This window comes from Frigoribacterium sp. VKM Ac-2836, from assembly GCF_013248995.1.
In the GTDB taxonomy this organism is placed as follows: Bacteria; Actinomycetota; Actinomycetes; order Actinomycetales; family Microbacteriaceae; genus Frigoribacterium.
This window is the reverse complement of sequence record NZ_JABRPK010000002.1, coordinates 935368-946783: the sequence shown is the minus strand read 5'-3', so window position 1 is coordinate 946783 and position 11416 is coordinate 935368. Positions and strand designations below refer to the sequence as shown.

The 11416-nt window shown below is 68.9% G+C and carries 12 protein-coding genes; 7 read left to right on the top strand and 5 right to left on the bottom strand.

Going from position 1 to position 11416, the window contains the following annotated elements:
* Positions 1–256: 256 nt before the first annotated feature.
* Positions 257–1108: a murein hydrolase activator EnvC gene (locus HRF36_RS10840; protein WP_173209659.1), complete on the bottom strand. Its 852-nt coding sequence runs from the start codon at positions 1106–1108 to the stop codon at positions 257–259.
* A gap of 159 nt (positions 1109–1267) precedes the next feature.
* Positions 1268–2341, bottom strand: coding sequence for a redox-regulated ATPase YchF (gene ychF / locus HRF36_RS10835; RefSeq protein ID WP_173209656.1), 1074 nt, complete (start codon positions 2339–2341; stop codon positions 1268–1270).
* Between the two features lie 119 nt (positions 2342–2460).
* On the opposite strand from ychF, the gene HRF36_RS10830 reads away from it, so the two are divergent.
* Positions 2461–3090, top strand: coding sequence for an exonuclease domain-containing protein (locus HRF36_RS10830; RefSeq protein WP_173209654.1), 630 nt, complete (start codon positions 2461–2463; stop codon positions 3088–3090).
* Positions 3091–3144: 54 nt separating this feature from the next.
* A complete protein-coding gene (locus HRF36_RS10825; protein WP_173209652.1) occupies positions 3145–4413 on the top strand; it encodes a DNA recombination protein RmuC in 1269 nt (422 codons plus the stop codon).
* An 82-nt stretch (positions 4414–4495) separates the two neighbouring features.
* Here the strand turns inward: HRF36_RS10825 and glpX are convergent, their stop codons facing one another.
* Positions 4496–5494 (bottom strand): class II fructose-bisphosphatase, encoded by a 999-nt coding sequence (gene glpX, locus HRF36_RS10820; protein ID WP_173209650.1) that lies wholly within the window; start codon positions 5492–5494, stop codon positions 4496–4498.
* 111 nt (positions 5495–5605) lie between these two features.
* Here glpX and fbaA point away from each other — a divergent pair, with 111 nt between their 5' ends.
* Entirely contained in the window at positions 5606–6634 is a 1029-nt protein-coding gene (fbaA, locus tag HRF36_RS10815; protein ID WP_173209648.1) for a class II fructose-bisphosphate aldolase, read from the top strand.
* Positions 6635–6710: 76 nt separating this feature from the next.
* Here fbaA and HRF36_RS10810 read toward each other — a convergent pair whose 3' ends face one another.
* Positions 6711–7295 (bottom strand): DUF6264 family protein, encoded by a 585-nt coding sequence (locus tag HRF36_RS10810; RefSeq protein WP_173209646.1) that lies wholly within the window; start codon positions 7293–7295, stop codon positions 6711–6713.
* Complete coding sequence (locus HRF36_RS10805; protein ID WP_173209644.1) at positions 7292–8365, bottom strand: 4-hydroxy-3-methylbut-2-enyl diphosphate reductase; 1074 nt, start codon at positions 8363–8365, stop codon at positions 7292–7294. Before HRF36_RS10805 ends, HRF36_RS10810 begins: the two co-directional genes overlap by 4 nt.
* A gap of 116 nt (positions 8366–8481) precedes the next feature.
* On the opposite strand from HRF36_RS10805, the gene xseA reads away from it, so the two are divergent.
* Genes xseA through HRF36_RS10785 form a run of 4 tightly spaced genes read left to right on the top strand, consistent with a single transcriptional unit; the run spans position 8482 to position 11340 of the window.
* Complete coding sequence (gene xseA, locus HRF36_RS10800; RefSeq protein WP_173209642.1) at positions 8482–9771, top strand: exodeoxyribonuclease VII large subunit; 1290 nt, start codon at positions 8482–8484, stop codon at positions 9769–9771.
* A gap of 9 nt (positions 9772–9780) precedes the next feature.
* On the top strand, positions 9781–10011 hold the full coding sequence (locus HRF36_RS10795; RefSeq protein ID WP_123519220.1) for an exodeoxyribonuclease VII small subunit: 231 nt from the start codon (positions 9781–9783) through the stop codon (positions 10009–10011).
* Positions 10008–10691, top strand: coding sequence for a DUF4245 domain-containing protein (locus HRF36_RS10790; protein WP_173209640.1), 684 nt, complete (start codon positions 10008–10010; stop codon positions 10689–10691). Before HRF36_RS10795 ends, HRF36_RS10790 begins: the two co-directional genes overlap by 4 nt.
* A 58-nt stretch (positions 10692–10749) precedes the next feature.
* On the top strand, positions 10750–11340 hold the full coding sequence (locus HRF36_RS10785; RefSeq protein WP_173210054.1) for a carbonic anhydrase: 591 nt from the start codon (positions 10750–10752) through the stop codon (positions 11338–11340).
* The last annotated feature ends 76 nt before the right edge of the window (positions 11341–11416 follow it).

Below are 11416 nucleotides of genomic sequence, written 5' to 3'. Positions count from 1 at the left end.
AGGGCGTCGGCCATGGCTGTGTGACTTCGACAATCTCGACAGCGCCATCGCTGGGAAGCTGCAGCACGAACCCGAGATCAGCGACCTCCTCAGCCGGTCCGACCGGGAGCCACCCAAGGTAGCGTTCCCCCTCTAGGGTTCCCCTCTCAGGCCTGCCCGGTCCCTCCGGGTCAGGCAACGTACGTCCAGGTCCTTTTCACCGCAAGAGACCAGCCCCGAGTGACAACCCAGGGCTGGCCTCTAGCGACACGGTTTCCTATTTGCCCGCGGCAACTTCCTCACGAATGACCTGGCGGATCTGGTCAAGAGTGGGGGTCGCAGTGATGATCACGCCATAGGCGTCGGGGTTGGCGACTACCTCGACGGGGCGGTCAGCCGCGGGGGCGTTGACTCCGCGGAGAACGTACCTGACGTCGGCAAGGGCGGCCTCGGATTCGATCCAGCGACGTTGCAGCCTGTTCACGGACAGATAAACGCGACCGTCGTTCTGACCGCGGACGAGTGAGTAATCGGGCACTTCGATCTCCTTTGTTGGCGTTGCTGAGCCTGCGCCGACGTTGGCGGTGAGCCACGCGTGCGGGTCTTGTCGGACGAGTTGGTCGTAGATCTCGATGTGGAGGTGAACACCTATGGCTGCAGTCCCACTGTCCCCGGCGCTGCCGATCCGTTGGCCTGCGGATACCTGGGCTCCGTAGCCGACGTGCGGTGCCTCGTTGAAGTGGATGTAGCGACTGGTGAAGCCTGCATGTTCGATCTCGACCCAGTTGCCGATCTCGCTGCCCTTCCGGTCGACGTCCCGCCCCGTGACGCGTCCTGCGGCAATGGCTACGACGGCGGTTCCCCTCCCGACTCCGTAGTCCGATCCCCGGTGTCCACCGGGGTAATTACGGGGGCTTCCATAGACTTGCTGCCCAGTGGGCGTGGGGTGAGGATTGACAGGCCAGACGACAGTGCCATACTTCCCGGCCGCAAAGGCTAGGGAGCCGTTACTGAGCCCCATCATGTCGCCCAGGGTCAGGCCAAACGCGGCGGCTGCTGCCCCCGTGATGAGCGTTCTACGGCCGAGGCCGTTCCCCCAGACAGACCCATCTTTCCGTGTGTCGTCCATGAGCAAACCATGACAGGTAGACCGGTTGTTCTACGAGTCAGCATTTGCGGGGACTCGGTCCGTCCCTCATGTGTTCGTGTATCGACGTATCACGTCCCGTGAAACAAGACCCCGACCGAGACAAGCGTCGAAGAGCCCTTCCCCACAGGCGCAGGGACGTCAGTTGTTGAAGCGGAACTCCACCACGTCGCCGTCTTGCATGACGTACTCCTTGCCCTCGATGCGGGCCTTGCCGGCCGAGCGCGCCTCCGCGATGGAGCCGGTCTCGACCAGGTCGTCGAACGAGATGACCTCGGCCTTGATGAAGCCCTTCTCGAAGTCGGTGTGGATGACTCCGGCGGCCTGCGGGGCCTTCCAGCCCTTGCCGATCGTCCAGGCGCGGGTCTCTTTCGGGCCGGCCGTCAGGTAGGTCTGCAGGCCCAGCGTCTCGAATCCGATGCGGGCCAACTGGTCGAGACCCGATTCGTCTTGCCCGAGCGATGCGAGTAGCTCGGCGGCGTCCTCGTCGTCGAGGCCGATCAGCTCGGACTCGACCTGCGCGTCGAGGAAGATCGCCTCGGCCGGTGAGACCAGCGCCTGCAGCTCGGCCTTGCGCGCCTCGTCGGTGAGGACGGCCTCGTCGACGTTGAAGACGTAGATGAAGGGCTTCGCGGTGAGCAGACCCAGCTCGCGGATCGGCTCGAGGTCGATGCTCGTGGCCGAGAGCGCCTCGCCGCGCTGCAGGGCGTCGCGGGCGGCGACGGCCGTCTCGTGCACGATCGGCTCGACGCGCTTCAGTCGCAGCTCTTTCTCGTACCGGACGAGCGCCTTCTCGACGGTCTCGAGGTCGGCGAGGATCAGCTCGGTGTTGATCGTGCCCATGTCGCTCTCGGGGTCGACCTTGCCGTCGACGTGCACGACGTCGGGGTCGTCGAAGCCGCGCACGACCTCGGCGATGGCGTCGGCCTCGCGGATGTTCGCCAGGAACTTGTTGCCGAGCCCCTCGCCTTCGCTCGCACCCTTGACGATGCCGGCGATGTCGACGAACGACACCGGCGCGGGCAGGATCTTCTCGCTGCCGAAGAGATCCGCCAACACCTGGAGGCGCGGGTCGGGCAGGTTGACGATGCCCACGTTGGGTTCGATGGTCGCGAACGGATAGTTCGCCGCCAGCACCTGGTTCTTGGTCAGGGCGTTGAACAGGGTGGACTTGCCGACGTTGGGCAGTCCGACGATCGCGATAGTAAGAGCCACGAGGGTCAAGCGTACCGGGCCTGTCGAGCCGTCCCGTCGGTGTCGAGCCGGCTGGGGACGGAACAGCATCCGACCATGCCTGTGGAGGCGGTGTCGGAGGCGCGTGAGAGCATGAGTCAATGCCCATCGACTTCACCGCGATCGACTTCGAGACCGCGAACTCGAGCAGCGCCAGTGCCTGCTCCGTCGGCCTCGTCAAGGTCCGCGACGGGGTCGTCGTCGACAAGGTGGGCTGGTTGATCCAGCCGCCCGCCGGGCACGACGAGTTCTCCGAGTGGAACACCCGCATCCACGGCATCGTCGCGCGCGACGTGGTCGGGGCCTTCGGCTGGGCCGAGCAGTTCGAACTGCTCGCCGACTTCGCGGGCGACGACGTCTTCGTCGCCCACAACGCCGGCTTCGACATGGGTGTCATCAAGGCCGCCTGCGCGGCCACCGGTCTCACCCCTCCCCCGTGGTCGTACCTCTGCAGCCTGCAGGTCGCCCGCAAGACGTACTCCCTCGACTCGTACCGCCTGCCGGTCGCCGCGACGGCCGCCGGGTTCGACGCCTTCTCACACCACGACGCCCTCGCCGACGCCGAGGCCTGCGCGGCCATCGTCGCCCACGCCGCCCTGTTCCACGGTGCCGCCGACCTGGGCGAGCTCGCCGCCATCGCGTCGGTCAAGGTGAAGGTGCTGCAGCCGGCCGGGGCACCGACGGCACCCTCCGTCCCTCGCGCCGACCGGCGCCCCATGGCCTTCGGCTGAGCCCCTCCGCGCCCACCGGCGGGCGGTGTCGGTGGCCGCTGCCACACTGCCGTCATGCCCCTCCCGCTCGCCCTGTTCCTCGCCCTGCTGCTCGGCCTCGTGCTCGGCATCGCCGTGGGTGCGCTCGTCACTCGCACCCGTGCAGCCGAGGCCACGGCACGCCTGTCCTCCGACCTGGCCGCCGCCCGCGCAGTGGCCGAGGCCACTCGTGAGCGCCTCGACGGCCAGGACGACCAGTACCGACGCCAGATCGCCCAGCAAGAAGACCGCCTCCGCGAGTTCCAGGACCGCCTCCGCGACGTCCGCATCGCCGAGGCCGAGAGGGCGCGCACCGACGGTCAGGTGCTCGTCGCGCTCAGCCCGGTGGCCGAGAGCCTGCAGGCAGTCCAGCAGAAGGTGGCCGAACTCGAAGCAGAACGCACCCTCCAGTTCGGCGCCCTCAGCGAGCAGCTCCGCACCGCCGCCGAGTCGGGCGAGCGCTTGCGGGGCACGGCCGAATCGCTCGCCTCGGCACTGAAGTCGAACAGCACACGCGGTGTGTGGGGCGAGGCCCAGCTGCGCAACGTCGTCCAGGCCGCAGGTCTCGTTGAACGCGTCGACTTCGACGTCCAGACGTCGATCTCGTCGGACGCGGGCGCCGGCCGACCCGACATGGTCGTGCACCTCCCCGGGGGCAAGAACATCGCGGTCGACGCCAAGGTGCCGTTCTCGGCCTACCTCGAAGCCAGCGCCATCCCCGCGTCCGCGACAGGCGACGAGGGCGCGCGACGCGACCAACTGGTCCGGCAGCACGTCAAGGCGCTGCGAGCCCACGTCGACGCCCTGGCCGGCAAGACCTACTGGGCCGGGCTCGACTCCTCGCCCGAACTCGTCATCGCCTTCATCCCGAGCGAGTCGCTCGTGTCGTCCGCCCTCGAGGCCGACCCGGCCCTGATGGACTACGCGTTCCAGAAACGCGTCGCCCTCGCCTCACCCGTCACCCTCTGGTCGGTGCTCAAGACCGTCGCCTTCAGTTGGCAGCAGGACGTCGTCACCGCCGAGGCGAAAGAACTGTTCGATCTCAGCCGCGAGCTCTACGGCCGTCTCTCGACCATGGCGGGCCATGTCGACAAGCTCGGCCGGTCGTTGCGCGCCGGAGTGACCGACTACAACCGGTTCGTCGGGTCGCTCGAGCGGACGGTGCTCCCCTCGGCGCGCCGGCTCAACATGCTCGACGAGTCCAAGGTCCTCGCGACCCCGACGACCGTCGAGGAGTCACCCCGCGAACTCACCGCCCCCGAACTGGCCGCGGCTCTCGGCGAGAACGGCGACGACCGCCGCTGATTCATCGCCACGAACAAGGCCCGTCACGACGAACGCCCGACCGAGGTCGGGCGTTCGTCGTGACGTGCGAGCGTCGAAAGGGTCAGGCCTTCTCGCCGTACCACTTCGAGACGAGGTGGTCGGCCTCGACCCGGCGGATGGTGCCCGAGTGCGAACGCAACACGATGCTCGACGTGCGGATCATGCCCTGCTTGCGCGTGACGCCCGCGACCAGCGCGCCGTCGGTGACGCCCGTGGCCACGAAGTAGGCGTTGTCACCCGTCACGAGGTCGTCCTGGTCGAGCACGCGGTCGAGGTCGTGGCCGGCGTCGATCGCCTTCTGACGCTCCGCGTCGTCCTTGGGCGCCAGGCGGGCCAGGATCAGGCCGTCGAGGGCCTTCACCGCGCAGGCCGTGATGATGCCCTCGGGGGTACCGCCGACACCGACACACATGTCGATGCGCGAATCGGGGCGGGCCGCGTTGATGCCGCCGGCGACGTCACCGTCGAGCAGCAGCCGGGTCGAGGCGCCCACGGCCCGGATCTCGGCGATCAGGTCCGCGTGACGAGGGCGGTCGAGGACCGCGATCTGCATGTCCTCGACGGCGATGCCCTTGGCCGCGGCGAGGGCGGTGATGTTCTCACCGATCGGACGGTCGAGGTCGATGATGCCCTTGCCCTCGGGCCCGGTCACGATCTTGTCCATGTAGAACACGGCGCTGGGGTCGTACATGCTGCCCCGGTCGCTGACCGCGATGACCGACAGGGCGTTCATGCGGCCGGCGGCGGTGAGGCTGGTGCCGTCGATGGGGTCGACCGCGATGTCGCAGGCGGGGCCGAAGCCGTTGCCGACGTGCTCGCCGTTGAACAGCATCGGGGCTTCGTCCTTCTCGCCCTCGCCGATCACGACGACGCCGTCGAAGGCGACGGTGCCGAGGAACTTGCGCATGGCGTCGACCGCGGCCTTGTCGGCGGCGTTCTTGTCGCCCTTGCCGATGAACGGCGCCGAACGGATCGCGGCCGCCTCGGTGGCCCGGACCAGTTCCATGCCGAGGTTGCGGTCGGGGTGCGAGTAGAGGGTTCCGGAATCCGTGTCAGCCATGCTCCGGAGCTTACCCGCGCCGCGCCTCCCGACCGGGCCTCGGCGGCCAGGACGAACAGACGTGCGCTGACTAGGCTGGACGAGCCATCAGTCGTGATCGAAGGAGATTCCATGCCCGTCGCAACCCCCGAGCAGTACGCCGAGATGCTCGACAAGGCGAAGAACAAGGGCTTCGCCTACCCCGCCATCAACGTCTCGTCGTCGCAGACCATCAACTCGGTGCTGCAGGGCCTCACCGAGGCGGGCAGCGACGGCATCATCCAGGTGACCACCGGCGGCGCCGACTACTTCGCCGGCCACACGGTCAAGAACCGTGCCGCGGGTGCCATCGCCTTCGCGAAGTTCGCGACCGAGGTCGCGAAGAACTACCCGGTCACCGTGGCTCTGCACACCGACCACTGCCCGAAGGACGCCCTCGACGGCTTCGTGTTGCCGTTGATCGCCGCCTCCGAAGAAGAGGTCAGGGCCGGCCGCAACCCGCTCTTCCAGTCACACATGTGGGACGGTTCGGCCGTCCCGCTCGACGAGAACATCTCGATCGCCCAGGACATGCTGAAGCGCACCAAGGCCATCAACGCCATCCTCGAGGTCGAGATCGGCGTCGTCGGCGGCGAAGAAGACGGAGTCCAGCACGAAGGCACCAACGACGCGCTCTACACCACCGTGGGGGACGTGACCCGCGTGGTCGAGGCGCTCGGCCTCGGCGAGCACGGCCGCTACATCGCGGCGCTCACCTTCGGCAACGTGCACGGCGTCTACAAGCCGGGCAACGTCAAGCTGCGTCCCGAGCTGCTGGGCGAGATCCAGCAGGGCATCCAAGAGAAGTTCGGCACCGCCGACAAGCCCCTCGAGCTCGTCTTCCACGGTGGTTCGGGGTCGTCCGACGCCGAGATCGCCGAAGCCGTCTCGAACGGCGTGGTCAAGATGAACCTCGACACCGACACGCAGTACGCCTTCAGCCGCTCCATCGCCGACACGGTGCTGAAGAACTACGACGGCTTCCTCAAGATCGACGGCGAGGTCGGCAACAAGAAGCAGTACGACCCGCGTGCCTGGGGCAAGGTCGCCGAGTCCGCGATGGCCGCCCGCGTCGTCGAGGCGACGAAGCAGCTCGGGTCGTTCGGTCAGTCGGCGAGCTGACCCGCGCCTCCTGGTGTCACGACGAAGCCCCCGAGCGAGTGCTCGGGGGCTTCGTCGTCGTGCTGTGTGTCAGGACTCAGTTCGAACCCGACGAGAAGTAGTCGTTCGTGAAGCTCTGCATCGCCTCGGCGAAGGCCGGATCGCCCATCAAGATGGCCGCCGCACCGAAACCCTGGACCAGACCGAAGACCACACCGGCGACCAGCGGCACGACGAAGCCGAGCCGCCCGGCCCGCAACCGACGCAGGGTCCACCAGGTCGAGACGGCGAACAGCGTGACGGCCACGACGGCCATCACGGTTCCGAAGGTCTGCAGCGCGGCCGACGAGCCGAAGTCCGACAGGTCGAGACCGAACGTCTCGAACTGGGCGAGTTGCGTGGTCGCGTAGCCGGGCACGCGGGCGATCGCCTGGATCGCCCCGAAGGCTCCCAACCCGATCAGGGCGAACGTCGCCACGCGGTCGACACGTCGCCCGGTCGTGAGCGCAGGAGGCGCGGTGCGGGTCTCGTCACCGGCGCGGAGGTCGGTCGAGGGTGTCCGCCGCGCGTCCTGTTCGGCGACCCGCGCCTCCTCGGCGGTGTCGTCGGCGGCCGTGACGGGGTTGACCCAGCCCTCGGGCGCATACTCGCCGTAGCGGGGCTTGGGACGATCGTCGGTCATCGCGTGCGACCGCCGAGGCCGCGCGCGTCGACCTGGCCCGTCGCGTCCTTGCGCAGCTCTTTCGGGAGGGAGAACATGAGGTCTTCTTCGGCCGTGACGACCTCTTGGACGTCGACGTAGCCGGCGTCGGACAGGTCGGCCAGCACCTCGTCGACGAGGACCTCGGGCACCGACGCACCGGAGGTTACGCCGACGGTCTCGACGCCGTCGAGCCACTCCTGCTTGATCTCGTTGGTGTAGTCGACGCGGTAGGCGGCCTTGGCACCGTGCTCGAGGGCGACCTCGACCAGACGCACGCTGTTCGAGCTGTTCGCCGAACCGACCACGATGACGAGATCGGCACCCTGCGCGACCTTCTTGATCGCGACCTGGCGGTTCTGCGTTGCGTAGCAGATGTCGTCGCTCGGGGGGTTCTGGATGCTCGGGAAGCGTTCGCGCAGGCGACGCACGGTCTCCATCGTCTCGTCGACGCTGAGGGTGGTCTGCGACAACCAGACGAGGTTCTCGGGGTCGGCCACGACGAGGTCGTCGACCTCGCCCGGGTTCTGCACGAGCGTGGTGCGGTCGGCCGCGTGGCCCATCGTGCCCTCGACCTCTTCGTGCCCGGCGTGGCCGATCAAGATGATGTGACGCCCCTGGTTGCCGAAGCGCACGGCCTCGCGGTGCACCTTCGTGACGAGGGGGCAGGTCGCGTCGATGGCCTGCAGCTCGCGGTCGGCGGCACCCTTGACGACGGCCGGCGAGACGCCGTGCGCGCTGAAGACGATGTGCGATCCCTGGGGCACCTCGTCGACCTCGTCGACGAAGATCGCCCCCTGGCTCTCGAGGGTCGCCACGACGTGCACGTTGTGGACGATCTGCTTGCGGACGTAGACCGGCGCACCGTAGTGCTCGAGCGCCTTCTCGACGGCGATCACGGCACGGTCGACGCCGGCGCAGTACCCGCGGGGCGCTGCCAGCAGCACCCGCTTGCGTCCGTTGACGGGGGTATCCTTTAGCCTGTTCCGCACCGCAGGAACACGCGGTGTCGGCAGGTCGATGGCGAGGGCGCCGTTGGAGATGTGGCTCACCCGACGAGTCTAGGTGCGACCGACTGGTCGCGTACTGGGAGCGGCCGCGCGATCGATCGATCGCCCCGAACCGCCGCCCGTCCTGTCGGTGCCGACCACCCCTCGAACGGAGCTCCATGACGATCGTTCCCCCTCCCCCCACCGCCGAGTCCCCCTGGCCGGTCGGGCTGCTGGCCAGCAAGGTGCGCGACTGGATCGACCGCCTCGGCACGGCCTGGGTCGAGGGCGAGATCACGCAGTGGAACGTCTCCGGGGGCAACGTCTACGGCAAGCTCCGCGACCTCGAACAAGACGCCACCGTGTCGTTCTCCATCTGGTCGAGCGTCAAGTCGCGCGTCCCGGCCGACCTCAAGCAGGGCGACCGCGTCATCGCCGCCGTCAAGCCGAACTACTGGGTCAAGGGCGGCAGCCTCACGATGCAGGTGTTCGACATGCGCCACGTCGGGCTCGGCGACCTGCTCGAGCGCCTCGAGCGCCTCCGCCGCCAGCTGACCTCCGAGGGGCTCTTCTCCCCCGAGCGCAAGCGGGCCCTGCCGTTCCTTCCCGGGTGCATCGGCCTCGTGACCGGACGAGACAGCGACGCCGAGAAAGACGTGCTGCGCAACGCCCAACTGCGGTGGCCCTCCGTGTCGTTCCGCGTGGTCCACGCCGCGGTGCAGGGCGACCGCATGGTCGGCGAGGTCACGGCGGCGATCCAGCGACTCGACGCCGACGACGAGGTCGACGTCATCATCGTCGCCCGTGGTGGTGGCGACTTCCAGAACCTCCTCGGCTTCAGCGACGAAGGTCTCGTCCGGGCCGTCGCGGCCTGCACCACTCCCGTCGTCAGCGCGATCGGGCACGAAGCCGACCGGCCACTGCTCGACGACGTCGCCGACCTGCGCGCGTCCACGCCGACCGACGCCGCCAAGCGGGTCGTCCCCGACGTGACCGAAGAACTGTCCCGCGTCCAACAGGCACGCACCCGCATCGGCGTGCGCCTGACCTCGCTGGTCGCCACCGAGATCGACCGGCTCGAGCAGATCCGCAGCCGTCCGGTGCTCGCCTCACCCCAGACCCTCGTCGACGTCCGGGCCGACGAGGTCGTCCGCGCGGTCGCACGGGGCGAAGAACTCGTGGCCCGTGCCGTCGAGAAGGCGACCACCCGGGTGTCCGAGCTCACGGCGCAGTTGCGGGCACTGTCGCCGCAGGGCACTCTGCGCCGTGGCTACGCGATCGTCCAACTCCCGTCGGGCACCGTGCTCCGCGACCCCGACGAGGCCCCCGCCGAGACGCGCCTCCTCGTGACCACCGACGGAGGCGCGGTGGGCGCCGTCAGCACCGGCGCCTCCTCCCCGGGCTCCGACGCGTCCGACTCCTCCTCAGCCGTGGCCACCGCCGCGACGCCCGTCACCGCCCCTCGTTAGGATCGTCTCGTGGACACCACCCCGACCAGCACCCCGCCCGACGTCGCCTCGCTCAGCTACGAGCAGGCCCGCGACGAGCTCGTGTCCGTCGTGTCCGAGCTCGAGCAGGGCGCCTCGACCCTCGAACGCTCGCTCGCCCTCTGGGAACGCGGCGAGGCCCTCGCACGGCGCTGCGAAGAATGGCTGATGGGGGCCCGCGAGCGCCTCGAGGCGGCCCGCCGTCAGGTGTCCGCCGAATGACCTCCCCCTCCGACGGCGGCCCGCGGGGCGCACGACGTCCACGCGAACCTCGCATCGTCGCCGAACTCGGCCGACCCGAGACCCCCGACGAGACCGCGGCCCGCAAGGCCGAGAACACCCGAAAGCACTACGCGAACCAGACGGCGATCAACCTGACGCTGTCCATCGTCGCCTCGCTCGGCATCGTGCTCTTCCTCGTACTCGTCGTCGTCCGCCCGAGTGGCACCGTGAACCGCCAAGAGATCGACTACGTCCAGGTCGCGGCACAGGCCCAGGCGAGCGTCGACGCTCCCCTCGCCGCGCCTCCCCTGCCCGACGGGTGGTCCTCGAACGCGGCCGAGGTCCGGTCCTCCACCCGGGACGACGTTCCGACCTGGTACGTCGGGCTCATCACCCCCGCTCAGCAGTTCATCGGGCTCGAACAGGGCATCGACGCCAATCCGACCTGGGTGAGCCTGCAGGTGCAGAACGCGGCGGCGACGTCGACCCGGTCGATCGGCGGTCTCACCTGGGACGTCTACGACCGACGCGACGCCGACGACCCGGGCAACTACGCCTACGCCCTGACCACCACCGTCGACCGCAGCTCGTACGTGCTCTACGGCACCGCCGACGACGCCGAGTTCGACGTCCTGGCCGGCTCCCTGGCCGAACAGATCACCAGCCAAGAAAGCGAATGACGTGACCCGACTCGACTCGGCCGCCGACGGCTCGGCTCCCGGCACCGCATGGTCCCGCATGGTCGAGGGCAACCACCGTTTCGTCGACGGGGCGCCACGGCACCCGCACCAAGACAGCGATCGCCGGTCCTCGCTCGCCGCCGGTCAAGAGCCCGTCGCAGCGCTCTTCGGCTGCGCCGACTCGCGGCTCGCCGCCGAGATCATCTTCGACGTCGGCCTCGGCGACCTCTTCGTCGTGCGCAACGCCGGCCAGGTGGTCGGCGACACGGTCATCGCCTCCCTCGAGTACGCCGTGTCGGTGCTGCACGTCCCCCTGATCGTGGTCCTCGGCCACGACAGCTGTGGGGCCGTCGCCACGGCCATCGACTCGATCGGTTCCGACTCGGCTCCCGGGTCGGCGTTCCTCGGCGGTCTGATCGACATGATCATGCCGTCCGTCGAGCGCGCCCAGCTCGATCTCGAGAAGGGCGCCGACCTCGACCCCCGTGCGGTCGGGCAGTTGCACATCGAGGCCTCCGTGCGCACGCTCGTCGACCGGTCCGCCCTCATCTCGTCCGCCGTCGCGGACGGTAGGTTGGCCGTGGTCGGCGCGAACTACGACCTCGCCAACGGGCGGGTCGATCCTTCGGTCGTCGTCGGCCGACTCTGAACCGAGTCGGGGCGCACGCTCCGACGCCCCGCGCCCTCGACGGGCGCAGCAGCCCGGCAGGGCCCGAGGAAAGGAC

Coding starts and splice junctions, on each gene's coding strand:
- glpX (WP_173209650.1), bottom strand. CDS start 5,494: ATGGCTGACACGGATTCCGGAACCCTCTACTCGCACCCCGACCGCAAC.
- fbaA (WP_173209648.1), top strand. CDS start 5,606: ATGCCCGTCGCAACCCCCGAGCAGTACGCCGAGATGCTCGACAAGGCG.
- HRF36_RS10830 (WP_173209654.1), top strand. CDS start 2,461: ATGCCCATCGACTTCACCGCGATCGACTTCGAGACCGCGAACTCGAGC.
- HRF36_RS10840 (WP_173209659.1), bottom strand. CDS start 1,108: ATGGACGACACACGGAAAGATGGGTCTGTCTGGGGGAACGGCCTCGGC.
- HRF36_RS10785 (WP_173210054.1), top strand. CDS start 10,750: ATGGTCGAGGGCAACCACCGTTTCGTCGACGGGGCGCCACGGCACCCG.
- HRF36_RS10825 (WP_173209652.1), top strand. CDS start 3,145: ATGCCCCTCCCGCTCGCCCTGTTCCTCGCCCTGCTGCTCGGCCTCGTG.
- HRF36_RS10790 (WP_173209640.1), top strand. CDS start 10,008: ATGACCTCCCCCTCCGACGGCGGCCCGCGGGGCGCACGACGTCCACGC.
- HRF36_RS10810 (WP_173209646.1), bottom strand. CDS start 7,295: ATGACCGACGATCGTCCCAAGCCCCGCTACGGCGAGTATGCGCCCGAG.
- xseA (WP_173209642.1), top strand. CDS start 8,482: ATGACGATCGTTCCCCCTCCCCCCACCGCCGAGTCCCCCTGGCCGGTC.